The sequence below is a fragment of the Nonomuraea helvata genome, assembly GCF_039535785.1.
Taxonomy (GTDB): domain Bacteria; phylum Actinomycetota; class Actinomycetes; order Streptosporangiales; family Streptosporangiaceae; genus Nonomuraea; species Nonomuraea helvata.
Window position 1 is genome coordinate 1410000 of record NZ_BAAAXV010000001.1, and the last position, 25517, is coordinate 1435516.

Below are 25517 nucleotides of genomic sequence, written 5' to 3' on the forward strand. Positions count from 1 at the left end.
TCTCAAGGTAGCGCCGACCTGCTAGTTTTTGGCCGCCCCGAGTCATTGCCCATTTAAATGGGTAACCTGGACCCGAGTCCGCGAGGAGGCGACCAAATGCCTACCCATGTGGGAGCCGGTGACAGCCCGCAGGCGCAGGGGCGCAAACTAGCACGTATCGGTAGAGATCTATGGCAACAAACAGGTTCGGTAAAAAAAGCCGCACTTGGGCTTATGGACCTGCATCCGGAGATACCCAGCCTTCAAGCCTTCCGCTACGCCTGCGGCCTGTCCCAGGTCCAAGCGGCCGAGCGGTACAACGAGGCGACAGGCCATCAAACCAGCCTGGGCGGCACCACTATCAACGCCTGGGAGACGTGGGCACGGGAGCGACGAGGAGCCGGATCCCCTCCAACTTTTTCAAGCTTGCTCATCCTCGTCACAGCTTATGGTCGTGGCCCTCTAGGAGTTGCGAACGAAGACATCTCCCCAGGCGATCTGGTCGCGGAAGCCTACGAGCGCCTTGCCCCCGAAGATCAACTCTCCCTCAAGCAGTTCACCGCCGCCAACTCGTCGGGGCGTCCATCTGAGCCGCACACCGGGGTGGATGCGCTGGCTCGCACGTGGAAGTCCCCAGCCCTCCAGGACAACATCATCGGTCGCGATTTCAACCTCACCGTTCCGACCATGGAGCACGGCAATCCAGAAAGATCTTTGTACACCCTTCCCAACCACAGGCCAGGACTGCTGCTCAATCAGACATGGTCCTCGTTCGGCTACGGGATTGAGAGGCTCATACAGCAGATCAAAAACGTCGGACGTCGAGTAGACGTGGACGCCTGCTTTGGCATCAACGAGGCAGGGCTCGTCATGGCGACCTTTCTGGCGTCGGCTCAGTTCGGGCGCTGTCCCATCGGTTACCTCAAGTGCAACAAAAGCCGCGACTTCATCGCCATCGATCCCGCCTCCATCTTCCCGAACCTCCCCGAGGCACCGTCGATCATGCTCTGCGACTTCGAGGTCAAGCACGCGGACGTGGTTGGCTTCATCACTCGGGAGATCCGTACACGGTATCCGAGCGCAGAAATCTACTTCGCCGTCTTCGGTGCCATGACCAAGGAGCGCGATCTTGAAGTGGAGAGCTTCGATAATCTCACCGGCGCGGGCATCATGCGAGCCGCTGACTTCAAAGCGGTGTTCATCGCCGCAACCATGAGCCCACCTGGGATTGAGCCACCCCTGGAGCTACGCTGACCGCACGGAGGTTACATCGTGACACCCCAGCCCCCTCTCCCTGGCATCACGCAGCAGCTCGCAGACCTGGTGGCCCGCGTAATCGCCGAGCTTCGTCCTCAGCTCATCGATGCCGCGCTGTCAGGCAACCGCTCAGAAAGCCGCAACCTTCGGCACTCCGACAACTTCTTGTCGGACTACGACCTGTGGATGCACAGACGGTATCGGGAGCTCCTGACTCAGGTCCTCCCCTCATACGTCTACGCCTCCGAGGAGGCTGACCCTCAGATCATCGGAAACGACCCGGACCCTGACCTGTGCGTACTGGTTGATCCGCTTGATACGAGTGAGATGGCAGTGCGAGCCTTGTACGGCTACACGCATGTGATGCTCTACTCGAAGAGCCTCCGCCGTCCGATCGCAGCCGTGGTGGGTGACATCTTCCACCATCTACAGATCTACGTCGCCGCCCGCGACGATGAGGGACACGACCACGCCTTCGTCTTCACGCAGGACGGGACACCTTTTCCCCTCCAAATCAACCGGGCCACCTCGCTGGAACAGTCCCTGATCACTAACTTCTTCATGAAGCCCAGCGAGCGCTTCGTACCACTCGCGCGGGAGACCCGCCTCATAGGCGAGTTGAGCCGCCTCTCGGCGGACGGCGTAAGCCGAGGGCGCATCGGCGTGGACTTCGGCTCCATCGGGCTGTGTCACATCGCCGCAGGCTTCAGTGACGCCATGATCGAGTTTGCCAAGGGCTTTGCCACCTGGGACCTCGCTCCCGGCCACTACATCCTCCAGGCAGCCGGAGGAGTCGTACTCAACCTCCAGGGCCAGCCCATTCCCTTGGACTACGGATTCGGCTCCGTAGCCGACATCACCAAGGCCATGGACGATCGCTACAAGTTTGTCGCGGCCTCAAGCCTGCCTCTCGCCCAGTCCATTCTCTCCACCCTGACCAGGAGCTGAACGACCTTAGGGAAACCCCTCGGGCTGGTCGCCGCACAGCGTTCCTACGGGCCGCTAGGCTCGCCATCGCCCTCCGCCGGAAGCCGAAGCGCCCGTTACGACGTGGACGGCCCGAGGCGAGGGAGCCGGGTAAGCGCCTCCCCAGCCTCGGGGTCCCACAGTCCCGCAAGTCCTCGGCGGCCGGGGAGAGGCTGTCAGGGGGCCATTCCCGCCAGGGCCACGTCCACGACCCGTTCGGCGAGATCCGGAGCGAGGTCTCCGGCAGGAGCCCACTTGGTGTGCCAGATCATGGTGCCGGTGAGGACGGCCATGCCCATGGAGACATCCAGGTCGGCGCGGAGCTCCCCGGTGGCGATGCCGCGCTCGATCACGGCGCGCATCGCCTCCCTACGGGGCTCGACCGCCCGTTTCATGAAGCGCTCCATCAGCCGCGGGTAGCGATCGGCCTCGCTCATCGCGATGTTCATCACGCACCGGTTGCGGACGTTGCCCGACTCCCTGCGCATCGCGTCGAGCAGGGAGATCAGGTCGTCGCGCACCGACGTGCCACTGAGCGGCGGCAGCGGCGCCTTGAGCGTGGACAGGGCGTCGACGACCAGGTCCTCCTTGTTGGACCAGCGCCGGTAGATGGTCGTCTTGCCGACGCCCGCCCTCGACGCGATGGCCTCGATGGACAGCTCGGAGACCCCCATGCCCTCGCCGATCAGATCGAGGGTCGCCTCGATGATCGCCTTTTCGGCCTTCTCGCTACGCGGACGGCCCGCCGGGCGGGCCGTCCCCGATTCCTGGATCGTCATCGCGGCCTCACACTACCGCTGGTTCCTTCTGTTCCGCCTGCTGGACCGGGCGTGCCTTGCCCGGCATCCACTTTGCCACGACCGCGACACCGAGCAGCGCGATCACCGCCGACACCAGCGCCGTGACGTGCATGCCGTCGAGGAACGCGGTGAACGCCGGCTTGATCAGGGCGTGGCCCTTGTCACCGAGCGCCTGGACGACGCCCATCGTCTGCACGAGCGACTCGCCCGCGGTGTGCTGGACGTTCGAGGGGAGGCCGGCCAGCGAGGGGGTGATCTCGCTGCGGTAGTTCGACGAGAGGACGGAGCCGAGGACGGCCACGCCGAGGGCGCCGGCCACCTGGCGGACGGTGTTGCTCATGGCCGAGCCGACACCGGCCTTCTCCCTGGGCAGCGACTCCATGATGGCGGTGGTGGCGGGCGGCATGATGTTGGCCATCGCGGCGCCCTGCACGAAGAAGACCAGCTCGATCAGCACGATCGGCGTGTCCTGCTCCATGAACGCGTAGCTGGCCAGGGCGCCGGTCACCACGATCATGCTCACGGTGGCCGACAGCTTGGCGCCGAACCGCTCGTTCACGCGCTGGCTGAGCGGCGCGAAGATGAGCTGCGCGGCGGCGAACGGGATCATCAACGCCCCTGCCTGCACCGGCGAGAAGCCCAGCACGATCTGCAGGTAGAAGGTCAGGAAGAACATCCCGCCCATCATCGCGAAGAAGACCATGCCCATCATGCCGATGGCCGAGCTGAAGCGGACGTTGCCGAAGTTGCGCACGTCGAAGATGGGGTGGTCGATGCGGCGCTCCCACCACACGAACACGCCCAGGACCGCCAGGCCGATCAGTGTGGGAACCAGCACCTCGGCGCTGGCGATGGTGCCCAGGTAGCCGCCGCGGATGATGCCGTACACCACGGCCACCAGCCCGATGATGGACAGCACCACGCCGACCGGGTCGAGCTTGGACGGCTTGGGGTCACGCGACTCGGGCACGAGGCCGGCGATGAGGAACATCGCGATGATCACGATCGGCACGTTGATCAGGAAGACCGAGCCCCACCAGAAGTGCTGGATCAGCAGGCCGCCCGTGATCGGTCCGATCGCCACGGCGAGCCCGACGCCACCGGCCCAGATGCCGATCGCCTTGCCCCGCTCTCCGGGCGGGAAGACGTTGGAGATGATCGCCAGTGTCGCCGGCATGATCGCCGCGGCGCCGATGCCCATCGCCGCCCTCGCCAGGATCAGCTGCATCGGATCCTGGGAGTAGGCGCTGGCCAGCGAGGCCAGGCCGAACAGTGCCATGCCGATGAACAACATCCGCTTGCGCCCTGTTCGGTCACCGATCACGCCGAACGTGAACAGCAAACCGGCGAACACGAGGGTGTAGGAGTTGATCGCCCACTCCAGCTCGCTCTGTGTCGCCCCCAAACCGACCGTCTTGTCGGCGATGGTCTTCATCGCCACGTTGAGGATGGTGTTGTCCAGCACGACGGCCAGCAGGCTGAACACCAGCACGCCGAGGATCCCCCAACGGCGTGGATGACCCGTTGCCGGGTCCACGACTGTGTCCTTCATGATTGCGTCCTCTATTTCGATACGTCTGAGTTTCGCAACGACACCGTATCGCAAGTTATTCCGATACGCGACGGTCCCGTTTCGTAAATAGGGTGTGAACATCCGGGGACGGACGACGCGCCCGTGGCTCAGGCCCTGGAAGGTGCCGGTTCGTCCGCCGCTGCCCCTTCGTCCTCGAGCGGCGTCGTAGGTGCCTCGGGCGGGCGGCGGGACCAGAACGGGGCGGCGACGAGCACCATGGCCGCGCCCACCAGGCCCGCCAGCATGAACCCCCACGCCGGCCCGCTCCCGTCGATCACGGCCCCGATGACGGGGGCCGCGACGGCGCCGCCGATCAGCAGGGCCGTGCCGTGCAGGCCCATCGACTCGCCTCTCGCCCCGGCGGGCACCCACCGGGAGAGCACGTCGACCGTGGCCGACAGCGACGGCGCGCAGAGCAGCCCGGCCGGTACGAGCGCCAGGACCAGCCACTGCCAGCCACCGCTCACCAGCCCCACCGGGATGGTCAGCAGACCCATGAAGGCGATGAGCGTCAGTGGCGAGAAACCACGCGAGAGGCCACCGTACACGAACCCGCCGATGAGGGAGTAAACGCACCAGATGGCCACGGCGAGGCCCACCCACTCGGTCTGGCCGGCCTTGTTCATGGTCGCGACCAGCGACAGCTCGGTCGCCGTGAGCACGAACGTGGCCGCCGCGGCCGTGCCGAGCAGCGCCACCAGCCCGGGTGTGAGCCACTGCCGCCTGGGCACCTTCGTCGCGTGCTCCTCCAGCTCCTCGGCCGATCGGGTTGGCGGGTTGAGCGCGATCAGGCCCAGGCCTGCGGCCGCCGTGCCGACGCCGATGACGGTCATCGTCACCCCGCTGCCGAACGCCGTGATCCCCGCCACCGCCAGGGCGGGACCCGCCATGTACGACAGCTCCACGAGCATCGAGTCGAGCGCGAACGCGCTGCGCCGCTGGGCCACCGGCACCAGCGCGGCCAGGCACTGCCGGGTCACGCTGAAGACGGGCAGCGCCAGCAGCCCGGCCACCGCCGCCGCCCCGATCAGCACGGGGAACGGCAGCGTCCACGCGCACGCCCAGAACGCCGCCTGAGCCGCGGTCGTGACGATGAGGACGGGACGCAGGCCGTGCCTGTCGACAAGCCTTCCCGACAACGGGGACCCGATCGCCATGCCGATCGTGCTGGCCATGGTGATCAGACCGGCCTTGCCGTATCCCAGGTCGAGCACCACGGCGACGTGCAGGGTCAGCGTGATGCCCATGGCCGTGGACGGAATCCGCGCCAGCAGCCCCACCAGCAGTAACGCGGGGACACCCGGGATCTTGAGCAGTCGTCGGTACGGGTCGAGAGCCATGTCGTTTAACCTCCTCGCCGATTCTGGCAAGAGGCACCGACAGTTTCGCCACGGGTTTTCCGCCGCGTGACAGCGCGTGACATCATCGGAAGGAGTCCGGGGACGCCGCTGGGGCGCCTCGAGACGTTTTCTGGAGGGTTCACAACTCATGTCCTCTTCAACCACGCTGTACGGGGGCGTCTCCGGGCGCCGCGTCACCGTGCGCGATCTCACCGCCGCAAAGGAGCGCGGAGAGCGGTGGCCCATGGTCACCGCCTACGACGCGATGACGGCCAGGGTGTTCGACGACGCGGGCATCCCCGTCCTGCTGGTGGGCGACTCGGCGGCCATGGTCGTCTACGGGTACGACTCCACCCTGCCCGTCACGGTCGACGACCTCCTGCCCCTCACGGCGGCCGTCGTACGCGGCTCGTCACGGGCGCTCGTGGTCGCGGACCTGCCGTTCGGGTCGTACCAGTCTTCGCCCGCGCAGGCGCTGGAGTCGGCGGCACGCTTCATGAAGGAGGCGGGCGCGCACGCGGTCAAGCTGGAGGGGGGCCGGCGCGTCCTACCCCAGGTGGAGGCGCTGGTCTCGGCCGGGGTGCCGGTCATGGCCCACCTCGGGCTCACCCCGCAGTCGGTGAACGTCCTCGGCGGCTACCGCGTCCAGGGGCGCGGGCAGTCGGGTGACGAGCTCATGGCGGACGCGAAGGACCTCGAGCGGGCGGGGGCGTTCTCCGTGGTGCTGGAGTGCGTGCCGGCCGACCTGGCGCAACGGGTGACGGCGTCGCTGGCGATCCCGACCATCGGCATCGGGGCGGGCGCGGGGACGGACGCGCAGGTCCTGGTGTGGCAGGACCTGATGGGTCTCACGCCGCGACCGGCCCGCTTCGTCAAGCGCTACGCGGACCTGGCCTCGGAGATGGACCGCGCCGTCCGCGCCTTCGCCGCCGACGTGACCTCGGGCGCCTTCCCCGCCCATGAGCACTCCTACGCCTGAGAGCCGGATCCGGGCCGCGCGATCCAGCAGCGCCGGCTCCAGGCCGCGCGATCCAACGGCGCCGGTTCCGGGCCGCGCGATCCAACGGCGCCGGTTCCGGGCCGCGCGATCCAATGGCGGTCGCGCGGCCCGCCGGAAACGCGCTTCTGTCAGGAGAGCGGCACCAACCCGGTGATCTCGGCCAGTTCCTCGGCGGTCGGCTCCCAGTCGCCGGCGGCCGCGTTGGCGCGGACCTGCTCGGGGCCGGTCGCACCGGCGATCACCGAACCACAGCCGGGCAGCGCGGCCAGCGCGCCCATGGCCACGTCCAGGAGGGACCGGTCATGCTTGTCGGCCCAGGAGGCCAGCGTCTCCACCCGGTCCAGCTTCTCCGGCGTGACGAGGTGGGGACGCTCCGCGAGCCGGGTCCCGGCCGGCGGCTCCTGCCCGCGCCGCACCTTCCCGGTCAGCAGCCCGTGGGCCAGCGGGAAGTACGGCAGCACGCCGACCCCGTAGTGCAGGGCCGCCGGCACCACCTCGCGCTCGGCGCCACGCTCCAGCAGCGACCAGTGGTTCTGCGCCGACACGAACGACGCGCACCCTCTCTCTCGGGCCACGTGCGCGGCCTCGGCGATCTGCCAGCCGGCGAAGTTGGAGCTGCCGATGTAGCGCACCTTGCCCTCACGCACCAGCTCGGTCAGGGCATCCAGCGTCTCCTCGATCGGAGTGACGCCGTCGGGGAAGTGGTACTGGTAGAGGTCGATGTAGTCGGTACGCAGGCGCCGCAGCGACCCCTCCACCGCCCGCCGGATGTACGAGCGGCCGCCCAGCGTTCCGCGCGCCTCGCCCTGCTCGGGATCGGGGCGGTTGCCAGGCCTGCCGAACTTGGTGGCCAGCACCACCGTGTCCCGCCGGCCGGCCAGCACCTCGCCGAGAATCTCCTCGGAGGCGCCGTGCACCGCGCCGTACGCCTCCGCGGTGTCGAAGAGCGTCACACCCTCCTCGATCGCCGCGTCCACCACCGCCCTGGTGCCGGTCACGTCGAGGCGCGCACCGATGCTGTTGCAGCCCAGCCCGACCACTGACACCCGCAGGCCCGAGGCGCCCAAGGTCCTGTAACGCATGATTCCGCAGTCACCTTTCGGTCGTACGGTCCGCCGGAGCGGCGCCCCAGGTGACCGGTAGCCGGTCCACTCCGTACACCGCCATGCGGTCACGGGTCGGCACCTCGGCCGCCGGAACGGCCAGGCGCAGGTCGGGGAAGCGGTCGAAGAGCGCGGTCAGCGCGATGCGGAGCTCGGTCCGTGCGAGGTGCTGCCCGAGACACTGGTGGATACCGTGCCCGAACGCCAGGTGCCCGGTCACGGGGCGTCCCACGTCCAGTGTGTCCGGGTCGGGGAAGCGGTCCGGATCCCGGTTGGCGACCGGCAGAGCCAGCACCACGGTCTCGCCGGTCGCGATGACCTGGCCGCCGATCTCGACGTCGACCAGCGCGGTGCGCCGTACGTCGAACTGGAGGATCGACAGGTACCGCAGCAGCTCCTCGACCGCCGGCTCCGCGAGTTCCGGGTCCGCGGCCAGGCGGGCCCGCTGGGCCGGGTCGGTCAGCAGCACGAACGTCCCGAGCGCGAGCATGCTCGACGTCGGCAGATGGCCCGTGGCCAGCAGCACCATCCCGAGGTTGGCGAGTTCGTCGTCGCTCAGGTCGCCGGTCGCCATGGCGTGAGCCAGCAGCCCGTCGTCCGACGAGCCGGCCCCGGCGCGCAGGCGCGCGAGGAGGCCGCGTATGGTCCCGATGATCGACCCCACGGCGTCGGCGGTCTGTTCCGGCGTGGAGTCCAGATCGTTCATCACCGCTGTCGCGGCCTGAACCACGTGCCGGTCCTGCGGCGGGACACCGAGCAGTTCGCAGATGACGAGTGCCGGGACCGGCATGGCGAACGACGTGACGAGGTCGGCGGTCGGCCCTGAGTCCGCCATCGCGTCGAGTGCCTCCGCGGTGTACCGCCGGATCGCGGGCGTCAGCTCGGCGACGCGCCGAGGCCCGAAGTGGTGGCCCAGCAGGCGGCGGTACCGGGTGTGTTCGGGCGGGTCCATGTGCGGAAAGATCCCCGGCGGCGCGGGTGTCGGCCGCTGCTGCGCTCGCTCGCGGCCGACCGGCTGGTGCAGCAGCTCGCGCCGGGTGCTGAAGCGGGGATCCGCCAGGATGGCTCGGGTGACGCCGTACCCGGTCGCCACCCAGCCGATGTGCCCGTCGGGATAGGCGAGCCGGCTGAGCGGGGCTCGCTCCCGTAGCTTGACAGGCGGGTCGAAGGGGGTGGGTCGGTCGGTCTCCAACGGCTGGGCCTTCCGGCCGTCGCTCATCCGGCAATCTCCCATCCGCGCACCGGGCAGGGGTCTCTCCCGGCACGCTGTTGATCATCGGCGCTGACGATTATGCCCGGTAAGTCCGAAAAATGACACCACTAGTCATTTATGGATCATCCGATTAGCATCGGCGCTGACCGTCCCGGACACCCATCTGTCAACTCCCGGATTGCGAGACCGCGGTACGTATTCACCGGTCTGTGATAGGCAACCCGGCAGCTCTTTCAGCAGTCTCGGTCTTCCCCCATCAGAGGTGTCGATGGCGTATCTGGATGCGCAGGTAGCGGTTGTCGGTGCAGGCCCGGTAGGGCTCCTGCTCGCGTGCGAGGTGGCCCTTCACGGCGTTCCGGTGGTCGTGCTCGAACGACTGCCCGAGATCGAATGGCGCCCGAAGGCCGAGGGCATCACCGGACGGGCCATCGACATCATGGACCGTCGCGGTCTCATGATCGGCGTCACCGACGCTCTCCCCAGGCCGCCCACGTCAGAGGAGCGGGAACGCGTCGCCGAAGGTGAGCGACGGCCGGACAGCCTGCTCCCCAAGGCGTTCCCCGGCGCGCGGCATTTCGCCACCATGTTCCTGCTCCGCCCGGAGTCCCCCGACCTGCTGGTGCCCCAGCAACTCCTGGAGGAGGACCTGGCGCGGCGCGCCGCGGAGCTGGGCATCGAGGTACGGCGCGGCCACACGGTCACCGGTTTCGTCCAGGACGACGACCGGGTGCGTATCGACGTCGAGGGTCCGGACGGGCCGTACCGGATGGAGACGGAATGGCTCGCCGGCTGCGACGGCGGCCGGAGCGTGGTCCGGAAGCTGTCCGGCATCGCCTTTCCCGGAACGGACGGCGTCACGACCGGATACCGCGCCTTCGCCGAGATCGACGACCCCGGGTTCCACCTCCCCGGCTGGTTCCGCAAGGACGGCGGACTCCTCGTGTACGAGGAGGGACCGCCCCGGTTCATCACGCTGGAGTTCGACGGCCCACCGGCGAACCGGGACGCGCCCATCACGCTCGAGGAGTTCCAGGAGGCGCTGCGCCGGCTCAGCGGCACCAAGGTGACGGTCACCGAGGTCAAGAAGATCACCCGGTTCACCGACAACGCGCGGCAGGCCGAGACGTACCGCAGCGGACGGGTGCTGCTCGTCGGCGACGCGGCGCACGTTCACTCCCATTGGAGCGGCCCAGGACTGCGGCTCGGGATGGGAGACGCACTCAACGTCGGCTGGAAGCTCGCCGCGGTCGCGCGCGGCCGGTGCCATGAGGACCTGCTCGACACCTACACCTCCGAGCGGCACCCGATCGGCGAGCAGACGCTGGAGATCCAGCGTGCCTCGATCGCGTTGATGCGGCCCGGCCCGTACGTCGACGCGCTGCGCCGGCTGCTCAGGGAGCTGCTGCTCCGCGACGAGGCGAACCGGCAGCTCACCTCCCTGGTCGACGACCTGCACATCCGCTACGACATGGGCGACCCGTCGCTGACCGGTCCGCTGGTCGGGCGCTACAGCCCGGACCTGCAACTACGGCGCGCCGGCGACACCGTACGGGTCGCCGAACTGCAGCGCACCGGGCGGCCGCTGCTGCTCGACCTCGGCGCCGGTCCCGAGCTGCGCGCACTCGCCGAACCCTGGGCCGACCGGGTCGACGTGGTCACGGCCGAATGCGCCGAGGCCCCGGCGGAGGCGCTGCTGATCCGGCCGGACGGCTTCGTCGCCTGGAGCACGCCCGCCGGCCCGGCGTCGCTGCGGGACGCTCTCACCCGATGGTTCGGCCCACCCGAACGCCTACCTGGACAGGAGGCTGGCAATGACTGATTCCAAGCTGACCACACTGCCCGTGTCGGCCACGGTCGACGAGGCGATCGACGTGGTCGAGCACGACGGAGCGGTGATCATCGAGGACTTCCTCGACGCCGATACGCTCAGCGGCCTCTGGGACGACCTGGGCCCGGACCTGGAACTCCAGGCGGACGGCGACGGGCGGCTGGTCGGCGAGAAGACCCGGATCCTGCCGGGGCTGGTGCGCCGGAGCGAGCACTCGATCACGATCATGCGGCAGCCGCACTTCCTCGGCAGCGCGCGGCACTTCCTGCAGCGCCCGGTCAGGGCCTGGCTCGGCGAGCAGCGGATAGAGCTGGTCCCGACGATCCAGCTCGGCATCTCGCGGGCGATCCAGATCCGGCCCGGTGTGCCGATCCAGGGGCTGCACCGGGACGACACGGCCCACCTCCGTACCCACCCGGGTCCGGAGAGCCGGGTGCAGGTGATGATCGCCGCGAGCGAGTTCACAGCGCGCAACGGCGCCACCCGCGTGGTCCCGGGGAGCCACCGGTGGGACGACGAGCGGGCGCCCCGCGACGACGAGGCGGTCCCCGCCGAGATGCGGCCCGGCGCCGCGCTGCTCTGGCTCGGCAGCACGTACCACGGCGCCGGTGTCAACGCCTCCGACGCGCCGCGCACCGGCCTGTCATACGCCTACGACCTCGGCAATCTCCGCCAGGAGGAGAACCATTACCTGTCCTTGCCGCTGGACACGGTCCGCGGCTACCCGGAGGACATCCAGCGGCTCCTCGGCTATGAGGCCTGCCCGCCCATGTGCGGCCTGTACGAGCTGAGCGATCCGATGCTGCTGCTCCGCGACGGCCCGGAGAACCCCGCCGCGACGGCCGGCCCCCAGTGACGCCGGACGGCCTTTCGCGCCACCACACCCCGCGCTGAAGAAGGACGGATGCGTACACCCGACATGTACCTGCGCAGCATCGGCGTCCATCTGCCGCCGGTGGTCAGCATCGAGACAGCCGTCGCCGAGGGCCGCTATCCGGCCGACGAGGTGGAGTACTTCCGCCTGCGCGGTGCGGCGGTGGCCGGCGACGTGCCGGCTCCGGAGCTCGCGCTCCGTGCGGCCCGGCACGCGTTCGAGCGCTCCGGCGGGATGTCACCGCGCGACCTGGACCTCATGCTGTACGCCGACGTCTGGCACCAAGGGCCGGAGGGCTGGCAACCGCAGTTCTACCTGCAGCAGCACCTGGTCGGCGGCGACGTCCTGGCGGTCGAGCTGCGGCACGGCTGCTGCGGGCTGTTCAGCGCCCTGAAGCTCGCCGCCGGCTACCTGCGGCCGGGCGGCGCCGCGCTGCTGGTCGGCGCCGACAACCACGGCACGCCGCTGGTCGACCGGTGGCGCATGATCGAGGGCAACGTGATGGGCGACGCCGGATGCGCGCTGCTGGTCACCACGGACACGGGCTTCGCGGAGCTGCGGTCGGTCAACGTGAGCGTGCTGCCGGAAGCCGAGTCGGTCAACGACGGCGGCGTGCCAATGTGGCCGCCGGACGCGACCGTGGGCCGGCCGCTCGACTTCGCCGCCCGCAACCATGAGTTCCGCAAGCGGCTGCTGGACCGCGACGGCTCCGGCGTCATGCTGGCGATCCAGACGACGCTCATGGAGCTGGTCGACCGCACGCTCAAGGAGGCGGGGATCACGCTCGACGAGGTGGCGCGCGTGGCCCTGCCCCACGGACGCTGGGACGACCTGGAGCACCGGTTGGTGAACTGGTTCGGACTGACCTTGGACGACACCACCTGGGACTACGGCGCCGGCATCGGCCATCTCGGGGTCAGCGACCAGTTCGTCGCCCTCGACCACCTGCTGGCCACCGGGGCGCTGGCACCCGGCGACTACATGCTGCTCATCGGGGTGGGCGCCGGCACCACCATGGCCTGCGCGGTCCTGCGGATCCTCGACATCCCCGGGGCGTACGCCTCCGACGGGCCCGGCTGAGCAGGCGCGCATCGACGATCGACTTCGACCAGCCCAGGAGGCGGCATGGAGACGGCGGACATGTACATCAGCGGGGTCGGGTCGTACCTTCCTGGCACGGTGAGCGTGGACCACGCCGTGGCGGCGGGTTGGTACCCGGCCGAGGAGGTCGAGCTGCACCGGCTCGCCGCGGTCGCGGTGGCCGGTGACGTGCCGCCGCCGGAGATGGCGTTACGGGCGGCGCGGAGCGCGGTGGCCCGCAGCGGGCGCTCCCCCACCGATCTGGATCTGCTGCTGTACGTCTCGACCTGGCATCAGGGGCCGGAGGGCTGGCCGCCCCAGGCGTACGTGCAGCGCCACCTGGTCGGCGACGGCGTCCTGGCCACTCAGCTCAAGCAGGGGTGCAACGGCATGTTCGCCGCCCTGGAGCTGGCCGCGAGCTACCTGCGCGCGCCCGGCCGCCAGGCGGCGCTGCTGGTCGCCGCCGACAACTACGGCACCCCACTCGTCGACCGGTGGCGGATGCTGCCCGGGGCCGTCGCCGGTGACGCGGGCAGCGCCCTCGTGCTCGACACCGAACCGGGGTTCGCCCGGCTGGCGTCGGTGTGCACGATGTCGGTGTCGGAGGCCGAGGAGATGCACCGCTGCGCCGAGCCGCTGTTCCCGCCCGGCGTCACCGAGGGCCGCACGGTGGACTTCGCGGCGCACAACGACGTGTTCCGGCGGCGCGCGGTGGTCGAGGGCGACGGCACCGGGGTCCTGGTGACGCTGGACGAGCGGATGGCCGAAGTGATCGACCAGGCCCTGTCGGAGGCCGGCGTCAAGGCGGACGGCCTGACCCGGGTGGCGTGCATGAACACCTCCCAGGAGATCGCCGACCAGATCTGCGAGCACCGGCTGGGCATTCCGGCGTCCCGGTCGGTCTGGGACTTCGGCCGGACGATCGGCCACTGCGGGGCCAGCGACCAGATCCTCGCGCTGGAGCACCTGGTCCGCGGCGGCGACCTGGGTCCCGGCGATCACCTGCTGATGTTCGGTTTCGGGCCGGGCGTGACCATCTCGGCCGCCGTCGTGGAGATTCTCGAGTCGCCCGCGTGGGCGCGGATACGGGAAGGCGATGTGTGATGGCTCGACCTGGCGAGATGATCGCGCTGATCGGGATCGGCTGCCGCCTGCCTGGCGGCGTCGGTTCGGCGGACGAGTACTGGAACCTGCTGTGCGAGAGACGGGACGCCAGCGGACCGGCGCCCGAGGACCGATGGCGTGACTACGCCGACCGCGGCCCGTCGTACGCGGCGGCGGTGCGCCGCACCCTCGCGCGCGGCAGCTTCCTGGACGGGGTGGCCGACTTCGACGCGGAGTTCTTCGGGCTCTCGCCACGCGAGGCGGAGCTGATGGACCCGCAGCAGCGCCTGGTGATGGAGACCGCGTGGGAGGCGCTGGAGCACGCCGGCGTGGCGCCGACCTCGCTGGCCGGCACGGACGCGGGCGTGTACGTGGGCGTCTGCACCGGCGACTACGGGCATCGGCTGCTGGAGGACCTGCCCGACATCGAGGCGTGGACCGGGATCGGCTCCGCCACCTGCGCGGTGGCCAACCGGGTGTCGTACGCGCTCGACCTGCGCGGCCCGAGCATGGCGGTGGACACGGCCTGCTCGGCGTCGCTGGTCGCCGTCCACCTGGCCGTGCAGGCCCTGCGGTCCGGCGAGACCGATGTGGCACTGGCCGGCGGGGTCAACCTCATCCTGTCCCCCGGTGAGACGCTGACCCTGGACGCCGCGGGCACGCTGGCGCCGGACGGGCGGAGCAAGTCGTTCGACGCCGCCGCCGACGGGTACGGGCGGGGCGAGGGCGCGGTGGTCGTGGTGCTCAAGCGGCTCGCCGACGCCGTGCGCGACGGAGACCGGGTCCTCGCGACCATCCGCGGCAGCGCGGTCAACCAGGACGGCCGCACCGCGGGCATCATGGCGCCGTGCGGCCAGGCGCAGGAGCACGTCATGCGCCGCGCGCTGCGGCAGGCGGACGTCGAGCCGGGCACGGTCGGCTACGTCGAGGCGCACGGCACCGGCACCGCGGTCGGCGACCCGCTCGAAGCGGGCGCGCTGAGCGCCGTCTACGGGAAGGGCAGGCCGCCGGAGCAGCCGTGCCTGATCGGCTCGGCCAAGTCCAACATCGGTCACCTCGAAGGCGCCGCCGGCATCGCCGGCCTGGTCAAGGCCGTCCTGGCACTCGAACGCGGTCAGATCCCGCCGAGCCGGCTCGACACGCCCACTCCGGCCGTCGACTGGGAGGGCGCCGGGCTGCGGGTGGTCGACGCGCCGACGGCGTGGCCCGGCTCTGCGCATCCACGCCGGGCCGCGGTCTCCGCCTTCGGCTACGGCGGCACCGTCGCCCACGTCGTCCTCGAACAGGCGCCGCCGGCGGAGCCACCCGCGGAAGGGACCGCGGGCCGCCTGTTCCCGGTGTCGGCCGCGTCGCGGGCGGCGCTGCGGCAGGCCGCCGGGAACCTCGCCGGCGTCGTCGGCGACCTGCCGGCGGCCGGCGTCGGGCACACGCTCGCGCTGCGCCGCGCGCACCTGCCGCACCGGGCGGTGGTGGCGGCGGAGGATCCGGCCGCGCTGGCCGACCGGCTGCGCACCCTGTCGGCCGGCACCCCGCACGACGCGGTGACCACCGGGCAGGTGCTCGTCGATCCCGGCCCCGGCCCGGTGTTCGTGTTCTCCGGACACGGCTCGCAGTGGGCCGGCATGGGCCGCGAACTGCTGGAGACCGAGCCGGCGTTCGCCTCGGTGGTCGACGAGCTGGAGCCGGTGTTCGCCGCCGAGATCGGCTTCTCGCCGCGGAAGGCGCTCACCGAGGACGAGCTGACCGAGGTGGACCGGATCCAGACCATGATCTTCGTGATGCAGCTCGGCCTGGTCGAGCTGTGGCGGGAGTACGGGGTGCGTCCGCACGCGGTGATCGGCCATTCGGTCGGCGAGATCGCCGCCGCCGTCACGGCCGGGGCGCTGAGCCGCCTGGACGGCGCCCGGTTGATCTGCCGGCGGTCCCGGCTGCTGCGGCGGGTCGCCGGCCGCGGTGCGATGGTCATGGTGCAGCTGCCGTTCGCCGAGGTGGCACGGCTGCTGGGGGACCGCACCGACGTGGTCGCCGCGATCGCGTCGTCGCCCGGCTCGACGGTCGTCTCCGGCGATCCGGAAGCCGTGGCCGAGGTGCTGACCGGCTGGCTCGAGCAGGGGATCCCGGCCCGCCGGGTCGCCTCGGACGTGGCCTTCCACGGGCCCCAGATGGATCCGCTGCTGGCCGAGCTGACCGCCGCCGCGGCCGACCTGACGGCCGACGCCCCCGGCATCCGCGTCTACTCGACGGCGCTGGACGATCCACGGACGAGTCACGGCTTCGACGGCGCGTACTGGGCGGCCAACCTGCGCCGGCCGGTGCGCCTGGCCGACGCGGTCGCGGCGGCCGCGGCGGACGGGTACCGCGCGTTCGTCGAGATCTCCCCGCACCCGGTGGTCACCCACTCGGTGCTGGAGACGCTGGGCGCGGGCGGGCACGAGGAGGTCTTCGTCGGCGCGTCGTTGCGGCGCAACCGCCCGCCGCGCGTCACCCTGCCGGCCAGTGTGGCCGCGGCATACTGCGCCGGCCTCGATGTGGACTGGCATCGCCTGCAGCCGGCCGGCGGGCCGGTCGTGCTCCCCACGTACCCCTGGCAGCACCGCAGGCACTGGCGTGCGCCGTCGGCCCCGGACACCGCCGGTCGCGGCCACGATCCGGACACGCACACGCTGCTCGGCGACGGCATCGATCTCGCGGGCTCCGACGTGCGGCTCTGGCGGACCGGCGTGGACGACCAGACCCGGCCCTACCCCGGCAGCCACGCCATCGAGGGCGTGGAGATCGTGCCGGCCGCGGTGCTCGCGGCGACCTTCTTCGCCGCCGCCGGAGGTCAGACGCTCGGCGAGGTGACGATGTCGGCGCCGCTGCTGACCGCCGACCGCCGCGAGGTCCAGGTCGTCCGGCAGGGAACCGGGCTGCGGCTGGCCGCCCGTACCGCGGGCGAACCGGACGCCGCCTGGCAGATGATCGCCACCGCGACGGTGCCCGCCACGCCGGGAGAGGCGCCGGCCCCACCGGCGCACGCGCTCTCCCCGGCGGAGCCTGGTCTGATCATGCAGCGGCTCGCCGCCGTCGGCGTACCCGGCACCGGGTTCGACTGGATGGTCGAGGAACTGCTGCGCGGCGACGGCGCGCTGCGCGCCCGGGTACGGTGCGGGCCGGCCGCCACGTGGGCGCCCGTCCTGGACGCGGCGATGTCGGTGGCGCCGAGCGCGTTCCCCGGCGACCCGCTGCTTCGCATGGTGACGCACGTCGACCGGCTGGTCGCGGCCGGAGAGCCACCGGACACGGTGGACATCGAGGTGTGGCTCGACCCCGAGCGCGCCGACACGGTGCAGGTACGGGTGACCGACGGCGCCGGTGACGTCGTCGGCTGGCTGTCGGGGCTGCGGTACCCGGTGATCGACGTGCCGGCCCCCGCGGAGAACGGCGCCGACGGCGCGCGGCCCGCCGAGTCCATCGCCGACCTGGGACCGGAGGAGCTGCGCGCGTTCCTCCTGGAGGAGGTGGGCGCGCAGATCGCCAAGGAGATGCGGCTGGCCCCCGGCGATCTGCAGCCGCACCGGCCGCTGGTCGAGCAGGGGCTGGACTCGGTGCTGACGGTGGTCGTCCGGCGGCGGCTGGAGAAACGGTTCCGCTGCTCGCTGCCGACGACCCTGCTGTGGCAGCAGCCGACCGTCGCCGCGGTCTCCGACTACATCGCCGGGCTGGTGTCCGCCAACGGGAGCACTGAAGCGGGGTAAGGGAGGTCAGGCGGTCGTGAGGGTGGCGGGGTCGGTGTTGGAGCCGCAGAGCACCACCGCCACCCGCTCGCCCGGGGCCGGGGTGTAGGCGCCCGCCAGCAGCGCCGCGTACGCGGTCGCGCCGGCGGGCTCCGCCGCCAGCCGGTGCCGCGCCCAGAGGGTGCGCCGGGCCTCGACGATCGCCTCGTCGCTCACCAGCACGCTCCGCACCCGAGGCGACGAAAGGATCTCGAACGGGATGGCGCCGAGCCTGGTCGCGCCCAGCGCGTCGGCCGCCACCCCGCTGACCTCCACCGGCACCGGCTCCCCCGCCCGCAGCGCCTCGTGCAGGGTCGGGATCCGCTCGGGCTCCACCGCGACGATCCGCGGCCCGGACATGGACCCGGCCTCATGAGCGGCCCCGGAGGTGCCCAGGGTGATCCCGGCGGCGAAACCTCCGCCGCCGACGGCGACCACCACCGTGTCCACGCCGCCCGTCTGCTCCACGATCTCCAGCCCCGTGGTCCCCTGCCCCGCCACCACCTCGGCCTGGTCGTACGCGTGCACCGCCAGCGCGCCCGTCTCGGCGGCGCGCTTGGCGGCGGCCTCGGCGGCCTCGGAGTAGATGGCGCCGGTCTGCGTGACATGCGCCCCCAGCGCCGCGAGCCCCGCCACCTTCACCGGGCTGGTCACCTCGGGCACGAAGATCTCCGCCCGCACCCCCAGGGACCGCGCCGCGTGCGCCACCGCCAGCCCGTGGTTGCCCCCGCTGGCGGCGATCACCCCGCTGGGCGGCAGCGCACCGGCCGACAGGATGCGGTTGAACGCCCCCCGCACCTTGAACGACCCCGAGTGCTGCAGCAGCTCCAGCTTGAAGAAGACCCCGGCCGAGACCTCGAGGACCGGCGTGCGGAGCACGTGCCCGTCGATACGACCCGCCGCGGCCAGCACATCCGAATAATCCACAACGCCCACTATGCCAGGGCCTGTGAGACGTCATTCCAAAGGTCCTCGGGGTGCTCGATGCCCACCGCGATGCGTACGGTGCCCTCGCCGATCCCGCTCCTCGCCAGCTCATCGGCGCTCAGCGCGCGATGCGACGTCGTGGCGGGGTGCAGGACGAGCGTCTCCACGCCGCCGAGCGAGGGAGCGAGCAGCGCCAGGCGTACGGAGCTCATGAACTTCTCCCCCGCCGCCCGCCCGCCCGCCAGGTCGAACGAGAGCACCCCGCCGAAGTCGGACAGCAGCTTGCCGGCCAGCTCGTACGAGGGATGCGAGGAGAGCCCCGGCCAGTGCACCGCGGTGACGGCGGGGTGCGAGGCGAGGCGGGTGGCGAGGAAGCGGGCGTTGGAGCAGTGGCGCTCCATGCGCAGCCCCAGCGTCTGCAGCCCCCGCAGCGACAGCCAGGCCGCGAACGGATCCGCCGAGGCCCCCAGCTCGATCGCGAAGTGCCACACCTTCTCGTAGAGGGAGTCGGAGGCGAAGACGGCGATCCCGCCCACCACGTCGGTGTGCCCGGACAGGTACTTGGTGGTGGAGTGTACGACGATGTCCGCACCGTGCTCGATGGGCCGGGAGAGCAGGGGCGTGGCGAACGTGTTGTCCACCACGGACAGGATCCCCAGCTCGCGGGCCGCCGCGCACATCCCGGGCAGGTCGGCCACCAGCGTCATCGGGTTGCTGATCGTCTCCAGGTAGACCAGGCGGGTCTCCGGCCGGACGGCGGCGCGCAGGGCGGCGGGGTCGTTCTCGGGCACGTACGACACCGTGATCCCGAACCTGCCCACCAGGTCGTTGATCATGGCGGCGGTCCCGCCGTACAGGGAGGTCTGGGCGATGAGGTGGTCGCCGGGCTTGAGCAGCCCGAGCAGGACGGTGTTGATCGCGCCCATGCCCGAGCCCGTGGCGATGGCCGCGGTCCCGCCCTCCAGGTCGGCGACGGCCAGCTCCAGCGAGCGCACGGTGGGGTTGGTGTAGCGCGCGTACACGAACGGCCCGTCGGCCCGCCCCATCGCGTCGGCCATCACGGCGGGGTCGTCGAAGCTGAACCCGGACGTCTGGTAGATCGGCATGGTGATCGGGCGGCTGCCCTCGATGGAGGGTTGCGGCACGTGAACGGCGCGGGTCTCCGGACGGAGAGACTCAGGACGGGATTCGGTCATAGACCCAGGATCCCCGCGGAGGAGGTCCGATGTGAGAGCCAATACGGCAGAATTGGTCCATGAATGGGGCCAATCTCGATGACCTCGTCGATCTGCTGGGCCGCTGGGCGTCGGGCCGCGGCCCGCTGTACCTGCTGCTCGCGGCCAGGCTGCGGGCCCTGATCGACGACGGCGTGCTGCCGCCGGACCAGGCCCTGCCTCCCGACCGGGTGCTCGCCAGGCGGCTCGCGGTGGGCCGGGGCACCGTGGTGGCCGCGTACGACCTGCTGCAGCAGGAGGGCCGCGTGCTGCGCCGCCAGGGCAGCGGCACCCGGGTGGCCGCGCTCGACCTGCCCTCGACACGGACCGCCGACAGCGTGGTGGCCAACTCGCTGCTGCTGCACATCCTGCACCCGCCGGACGGCGTGCAGCTCCTGACGTGCGCCGCGCCGGAGGACCCGCCGGCCGCGATGTTCGAGGCGTACGAGGAGGCGGGCGCGCGGCTGGCCGGGACGCGGGACCTGGGCTACCAGCCGGCGGGCCAACCCGCCTTGCGCGCCGCCCTGGCCGCCTACTTCACCGACCGCGGCGTGCCCACGACGGCCGACGAGATCATGGTGACCACGGGCGCGCAGCAGGCCCTCACGCTGCTGACCGGCCTGCTGGTGGCGCCCGGTGACACGGTGCTGACCGAGACGCCGACGTATCCGGGCGCGCTTGAGGTGTTCCGGCACGCCGCCGCCGTCGTCCGGCCGGGAACGGCGGAGGATCTGCGCGAACGTCCCGCCATGGCCTACTTCGTCCCCACCGCCCGCAACCCGGACGGCTCCATCATGGACCGCCCGGCCCGCAGGCGGCTGACCGCGCTGGCCGCCGAGCACGACGTGCCGCTGATCGACGACGAGGTCTGCGCCGAGCTGTGCTTCACCGGCGAGACTCCTCCTCCGCTGGCCTCGTTCAAGGGAGGCGAGCACCTGATCTCCGTCGGCTCGCTGAGCAAGCTCGTCTGGGGCGGCCTGCGGGTCGGGTGGATCCGCGCGGCCGCTCCGCTGGTCTCACGGCTGGCCAGGCTGCGAGCCGTGCACGACCTGGGCGGCGAGGTCTTCAGCCAGCTCGCCGCCGTCGCCCTGCTGCGCCGTCTGGACGACGTACGCGCGGCGCGCGTGCGCACGTTGCGGGAGCGCCACGACCACCTGTGCGCCGAGCTGCGCGCGCACCTGCCGTCGTGGTCCTTCGAGCCGGCCCTCGGTGGCCAGACCATCTGGGTACGGATCCCGCGCGGCGACGCCGACTCCTTCTCCCAGGTCGCGCTCAGGCACGGCGTCGCGGTGCCGCCGGGCAGGTCGTTCGACCCGCTCGGCGGGCATGCCGACCGCATGCGCCTGCACTTCCTCTTCCCGGAGGAGGAGCTTTCGCGAGCGGTGAACAACCTGGCCGCGGCCTGGGCGGACTACGACGGATCGGGCCGCTCGGTCTCCCGTCACCCCCTGGTCGTCTGACAGGGTGGACCCATGGAGACGACCTTCGTACTCGTGCACAGCCCTTCCGTCGGACCGTCGACCTGGGCGCCCGTGGCCGAGTCGCTGGAGCGCCGCGGGCACGCGGTCGTGGTGCCCGACCTGACCGGCGTGGCGGCGGGCGGCGCGCCGTACTGGCCCCGGGTGGTGGAGGCGGTGCGAGCGGTCACCCCGGACACTCCCGTCGTGCTGGCCGTACACAGCAACGCGGGGTTCTTCCTGCCGCTGGTCAAGGAGGGGCTGGGCGATCGGGTGGTGGCGTGCGTGTTCGCCGACGCGCACATCCCGCCGCGCGAGGGCCTGATCAAGGTCGCGGACGAGAGCTTCCTGCCGTTCCTGCATGACCTGGCGGGCCCCGACGGCGTGCTGCCGCGCTGGACCGACTGGTGGGACGAGGAGGACGTGGTGGCCATGCTGCCCGATCCCGCCGTACGCGTACGGGTGGCGGCCGAGCAGCCGCGGCTGCCGCTCGACTACTACACCCAGCCCGTCCCCGTGCCCTCCGGCTGGGACGACGTCAGGTGCTCGTGCCTGTGGTTCGGGCCGCCGTACGAGAACGTCGCCGAGGACGCGGCCCGCCGGGGCTGGCCCGTGACCCGCCTGCCCGGCATGCACCTGCACCAGCTCGTCGACCCTGAGGGCGTCACGGACGCGCTGCTCAGGCTCTCGCGGAAGTCGTGAATTCTTCACTGTCGCCCCGCGATCGTCCTCGGAACACTCGTACACATGACAGCGATCAACGTGCACGGGCTCAGGAAGAGCCACCAGGGGTTCGAGGCGGTGAAGGGCATCTCGTTCGAGGTGGCGGAGGGTCAGATCTTCGCCCTGCTGGGCCGCAACGGCGCGGGCAAGACCACCACGATCGAGGTGCTGGCCGGCTTCCAGCGGCCTGACGGCGGCACCGTGCGGGTGCTCGGCCTCGACCCGTACGCCGACCGCGCGGCCGTCAGGCAGCGCACCGGGATCATGCTGCAGGAGGCGGGGTTCTTCCCTGACCTGACGGTGGCCCAGACCGTCGACACCTGGCGCGGATTCACCGCCGCGCCCCGCCCGCGCGACGAGGCGCTGGAGCTGGCCGGGCTGACGGACAGGCGGACCACCAAGGTGCGCCAGCTCTCCGGCGGCGAGAAGCGCCGGCTCGACCTGACGCTGGCCCTGCTGGGCCGCCCCGACGTGCTCTTCCTCGACGAGCCGACCACCGGCATGGACCCCGAGGCACGCAGGAGCACCTGGGACGTCGTTCGCGATCTCGCCCGGCAGGGCACCACGATCCTGCTCACCACGCACTACCTGGAGGAGGCGCAGCGTCTGGCCTCCGCCATGGCGATCATGGATGCGGGCGAGGTCGTCGCGTCGGGCGACATGGCGGAGACCCTCGCCGCCCGCTCCGGGCGGGTGGCGTTCCGGCTGCCCGCGCACGTGGACCCCGGCGACCTGCCGCTGCCCGTCACCGTGGAGGGCGAGACGGCCGTCTGCCGCGCCGACGACCCCGACCTGGCCGCGCAGACGCTGCTGACCTGGGCGGCCGGGCGCGGCCTGCGCCTGGCGGGCCTCGAGGTGCGCACGGCCACCCTCGAAGACCTCTTCCTGGAGAGCGCCCGATGAGCCTGACCGCCACCTACCGCCTCGGCACGCGCCTGTTCTGGCGGGACAAGAGCATGCTGTTCGCCTCGGTGATCACCCCCGTGGGGCTGGCCGTGGGGATGCCGGTACTCATGAAGCAGGTACTCGGCGCCTCGTCGGCGACCCCGATCTTCCAGAGCTCGATCTCGCTGCTGCTGGCGATCACCGCGTTCATGAACGTCGCCGTCGCCCTGACCGCCCGCCGCGACCAGCTCATCCTCAAGCGGCTGCGGGCGAGCCGGCTGACGGACGGGCAGATCCTGATCGGCCAGATCGCCGGCACGGCCACGCAGACCGTGGTCCTGATCGTGCTGTGCACGGTGGCCGTACGGTTCGTGGCCGGCGTGCCGCTCCCCGCCGACCCGCTCGGGTTCGCCGCCGTCATCGTCGCGGGGTCGGCCGTGCTGTCCCTCCTCGGCGCCGCGTACACGGCCGCGATCCCGCGCTTCGAGCTGGTGGCCGCGTTCACCATGCCCGTCTTCCTGGTGGCCGGGGTCTCCGCGGGCGCGATGGGCCCCATCCCGCTGCCCTCGTGGCTGCGCCCCGTCCTCGACCTGCTGCCCACCACCGCCGTCGTCAACGCCGTCAAGACCGGCGACCTCGCCGTGCCCGCCCTGGTGCTGGCCGCCTGGACGCTCCTCGGGCTGGTCGCGATCCGGCTATGGTTCCGCTGGGAACCCCGCAGGTCATAAGAAAGGTCATCTCGTCGCTGTGATCTCGTCATCGGCCAGGAAGCTCGCCGGCGGTCTCATCATCGCCGTCTCGGTCGCCTACACGGTGATCGCGCTGCTCTACTTCCGGTGGGGCCTCGGCTACGGGGCGGCGAGCGGGGTCGCGATACTCGCCGTGATCTCCACGCACTACCTGAACATGCGGGCGGGCCTGCGCGGCGAGCGCCCGCCCCGCTTCCCGCTCACGCTCGTGCTCCAGGCGGTCGCCACGTACCTGCCGGACCTCCTGCTGCCCGGCGGCATGTCGGCGGTGTCCGCGCCGATGCTGGCCGGGACGCTGCTGGTGTTCCTGCCGCTGGGCTGGGGCGGCGCGCTGGTGGGGCTCATGATGCTGTACGAGGGCGGCGTGCTGGCGACGGGCATCGACATTCTGGTCGTGCTCTTCTACACGGTCACCGTGCCGACGACGGGCGCCATGATCTACGCGCTGGTGCGGTTCGTACGCGTGGCCGCGGACCTGGAGCAGGCCAGAGCCAAGCTGGCGGACGCCGCGGTGCTCAAGGAGCGCCTGCGCATCTCCCGCGACCTGCACGACGGCCTCGGGCGCAGCCTCACCGCGATCGCGCTCAAGGGCGACCTGGCCTCCCGGCTCGTCGAACGCGACCCCGCCGCCGCCCGCACGGAGGTGGGCGAGCTGGTGCAGGTCGCCAGGGAGGCGGCCCAGGACGTCCGCCAGGTGGCCAGGGGCTACCGGGCGATGTCGCTGGCCGGCGAGGTGGACCGGGCGGTGGCGCTGCTGGAGTCGTCGGGCATCGGCGCGCAGGCCCACCTGACGGACGCGGCGATGCCGAGACGCTCGGAGGAGGCCCTGGCCTGGGCCGTACGCGAGGCGGTCACCAACGTGCTGCGCCACAGCAGGGCCACGACCTGCACGATCACCACGTCCGTGAACGGCGGCAGGCTCCGGCTCGAGGTGGCCAACGACGGCGTCCCCGAGTCTCCCGGCCCCGCCGGAGGGGGCCTCACGGGGCTGGCGGAGCGGGCGGCCCAGGCAGGCGGCTCCTGCACCGCCGCCCCGACCGGCGCCGGCGGCTTCCTCCTGGCCGTGGAGGTCGCGGCGTGATCAGGGTGCTGCTCGCCGAGGACATGCACATGATCCGCGCCGCGCTCACCGCCCTGCTCCGGCTGGAGCCGGACATCGAGGTCGTCGCGGAGGTGACCCGGGGCGACGAGATCGTGCCCGAGGCCCTCCGGGTCCGGCCCGATGTCGCGGTCGTGGACATCGACCTGCCGGTCGTCGACGGCATCACCGCGGCCGCCACGCTCCTGGAGCGCCTTCCGTCGTGCCGCGTCCTGGTGCTCACGGCCATGGGCCAGCCGGGCCACGTACGCAGGGCGCTGGCCGCGGGCATCGAGGCGTTCCTGGTCAAGGACGCGCCGGGCGACCGGCTGGCGGACGCGATCAGGCGCACCGCGTCCGGGCTGCGCGTGCTGGACACCGAGCTGGTGTCCTCGGCCATGCAGTACGGCGAGAGCCCTCTGACGCCCCGCGAGTCCACGGTGCTCAAGGAGGCCGCCAGGGGCGCCTCTGCCGAGGAGATCGCCTCCCGCCTCCACCTCTCCCCCGGCACCGTACGCAACTACCTGACCGGGGCGATCACGAAGACGGGCGCGCGCAACAAGATCGACGCCATCCGCATCGCCGAGGACGCCGGCTGGCTGTGACTCCCTT

21 protein-coding genes are annotated in these 25517 nt (G+C 71.4%); 14 read left to right on the top strand and 7 right to left on the bottom strand.

Going from position 1 to position 25517, the window contains the following annotated elements:
- Window positions 1–96 precede the first annotated feature (96 nt).
- The gene (locus tag ABD830_RS06450) at window positions 97–1233 is read left to right on the top strand and encodes a hypothetical protein (RefSeq protein ID WP_344985468.1); all 1137 of its coding nucleotides are present in this window, start codon (window positions 97–99) and stop codon (window positions 1231–1233) included.
- Window positions 1234–1251: 18 nt separating this feature from the next.
- A complete protein-coding gene (locus tag ABD830_RS06455) occupies window positions 1252–2184 on the top strand; it encodes an inositol monophosphatase family protein (protein ID WP_344985469.1) in 933 nt (310 codons plus the stop codon).
- A gap of 194 nt (window positions 2185–2378) precedes the next feature.
- On the opposite strand, the gene ABD830_RS06460 is transcribed toward ABD830_RS06455, so the two are convergent.
- The 3 genes from ABD830_RS06460 to ABD830_RS06470 all read right to left on the bottom strand — a co-directional run bounded on the left by ABD830_RS06460 (window position 2379) and on the right by ABD830_RS06470 (window position 5915).
- Window positions 2379–2981, bottom strand: coding sequence for a TetR/AcrR family transcriptional regulator (locus tag ABD830_RS06460; protein WP_344985470.1), 603 nt, complete (start codon window positions 2979–2981; stop codon window positions 2379–2381).
- A 7-nt stretch (window positions 2982–2988) separates the two neighbouring features.
- Window positions 2989–4554, bottom strand: coding sequence for an MFS transporter (locus ABD830_RS06465; protein ID WP_344985471.1), 1566 nt, complete (start codon window positions 4552–4554; stop codon window positions 2989–2991).
- 128 nt (window positions 4555–4682) lie between these two features.
- Window positions 4683–5915: an MFS transporter gene (locus ABD830_RS06470; RefSeq protein ID WP_344985472.1), complete on the bottom strand. Its 1233-nt coding sequence runs from the start codon at window positions 5913–5915 to the stop codon at window positions 4683–4685.
- A 148-nt stretch (window positions 5916–6063) separates the two neighbouring features.
- Between ABD830_RS06470 and panB the strand changes: the two genes are divergently transcribed.
- Window positions 6064–6894, top strand: coding sequence for a 3-methyl-2-oxobutanoate hydroxymethyltransferase (panB, locus tag ABD830_RS06475; protein WP_344985473.1), 831 nt, complete (start codon window positions 6064–6066; stop codon window positions 6892–6894).
- Between the two features lie 149 nt (window positions 6895–7043).
- Here the strand turns inward: panB and ABD830_RS06480 are convergent, their stop codons facing one another.
- Window positions 7044–7997 (bottom strand): aldo/keto reductase, encoded by a 954-nt coding sequence (locus ABD830_RS06480; RefSeq protein WP_344985474.1) that lies wholly within the window; start codon window positions 7995–7997, stop codon window positions 7044–7046.
- 10 nt (window positions 7998–8007) lie between these two features.
- Entirely contained in the window at window positions 8008–9237 is a 1230-nt protein-coding gene (locus ABD830_RS06485; protein ID WP_344985475.1) for a cytochrome P450, read from the bottom strand.
- Between the two features lie 262 nt (window positions 9238–9499).
- Between ABD830_RS06485 and ABD830_RS06490 the strand changes: the two genes are divergently transcribed.
- Genes ABD830_RS06490 through ABD830_RS06510 form a run of 5 tightly spaced genes read left to right on the top strand, consistent with a single transcriptional unit; the run spans window position 9500 to window position 17854 of the window.
- The gene (locus ABD830_RS06490) at window positions 9500–11050 is read left to right on the top strand and encodes an FAD-dependent monooxygenase (protein WP_344985476.1); all 1551 of its coding nucleotides are present in this window, start codon (window positions 9500–9502) and stop codon (window positions 11048–11050) included.
- Complete coding sequence (locus tag ABD830_RS06495) at window positions 11043–11915, top strand: phytanoyl-CoA dioxygenase family protein (RefSeq protein WP_344985477.1); 873 nt, start codon at window positions 11043–11045, stop codon at window positions 11913–11915. Before ABD830_RS06490 ends, ABD830_RS06495 begins: the two co-directional genes overlap by 8 nt.
- A 48-nt stretch (window positions 11916–11963) precedes the next feature.
- Complete coding sequence (locus tag ABD830_RS06500; RefSeq protein WP_344985479.1) at window positions 11964–13013, top strand: ketoacyl-ACP synthase III family protein; 1050 nt, start codon at window positions 11964–11966, stop codon at window positions 13011–13013.
- Between the two features lie 45 nt (window positions 13014–13058).
- Window positions 13059–14117 (top strand): ketoacyl-ACP synthase III family protein, encoded by a 1059-nt coding sequence (locus ABD830_RS06505; RefSeq protein ID WP_344985481.1) that lies wholly within the window; start codon window positions 13059–13061, stop codon window positions 14115–14117.
- Entirely contained in the window at window positions 14117–17854 is a 3738-nt protein-coding gene (locus tag ABD830_RS06510) for a type I polyketide synthase (protein ID WP_344985482.1), read from the top strand. Before ABD830_RS06505 ends, ABD830_RS06510 begins: the two co-directional genes overlap by 1 nt.
- Before the next feature lie 6 nt (window positions 17855–17860).
- On the opposite strand, the gene ABD830_RS06515 is transcribed toward ABD830_RS06510, so the two are convergent.
- A complete protein-coding gene (locus ABD830_RS06515) occupies window positions 17861–18799 on the bottom strand; it encodes a serine/threonine dehydratase (RefSeq protein WP_344985483.1) in 939 nt (312 codons plus the stop codon).
- 8 nt (window positions 18800–18807) lie between these two features.
- On the bottom strand, window positions 18808–19995 hold the full coding sequence (locus ABD830_RS06520; protein ID WP_344985484.1) for a trans-sulfuration enzyme family protein: 1188 nt from the start codon (window positions 19993–19995) through the stop codon (window positions 18808–18810).
- Between the two features lie 59 nt (window positions 19996–20054).
- Here ABD830_RS06520 and ABD830_RS06525 point away from each other — a divergent pair, with 59 nt between their 5' ends.
- Genes ABD830_RS06525 through ABD830_RS06550 form a run of 6 tightly spaced genes read left to right on the top strand, consistent with a single transcriptional unit; the run spans window position 20055 to window position 25510 of the window.
- On the top strand, window positions 20055–21473 hold the full coding sequence (locus ABD830_RS06525; protein WP_344985485.1) for an aminotransferase-like domain-containing protein: 1419 nt from the start codon (window positions 20055–20057) through the stop codon (window positions 21471–21473).
- Between the two features lie 12 nt (window positions 21474–21485).
- On the top strand, window positions 21486–22172 hold the full coding sequence (locus tag ABD830_RS06530) for an alpha/beta fold hydrolase (protein WP_344985486.1): 687 nt from the start codon (window positions 21486–21488) through the stop codon (window positions 22170–22172).
- 45 nt (window positions 22173–22217) lie between these two features.
- Window positions 22218–23096, top strand: coding sequence for an ABC transporter ATP-binding protein (locus tag ABD830_RS06535; protein ID WP_344985487.1), 879 nt, complete (start codon window positions 22218–22220; stop codon window positions 23094–23096).
- Window positions 23093–23806 carry an ABC transporter permease gene (locus ABD830_RS06540; protein ID WP_344985489.1) on the top strand — a complete coding sequence of 238 codons (714 nt, stop codon included), beginning with the start codon at window positions 23093–23095 and terminating at the stop codon, window positions 23804–23806. Before ABD830_RS06535 ends, ABD830_RS06540 begins: the two co-directional genes overlap by 4 nt.
- A gap of 19 nt (window positions 23807–23825) precedes the next feature.
- Window positions 23826–24908: a sensor histidine kinase gene (locus tag ABD830_RS06545; RefSeq protein WP_344985490.1), complete on the top strand. Its 1083-nt coding sequence runs from the start codon at window positions 23826–23828 to the stop codon at window positions 24906–24908.
- The gene (locus ABD830_RS06550) at window positions 24905–25510 is read left to right on the top strand and encodes a response regulator transcription factor (protein WP_344985491.1); all 606 of its coding nucleotides are present in this window, start codon (window positions 24905–24907) and stop codon (window positions 25508–25510) included. The genes ABD830_RS06545 and ABD830_RS06550 overlap by 4 nt, the downstream gene beginning before the upstream one ends.
- Window positions 25511–25517: the final 7 nt, after the last annotated feature.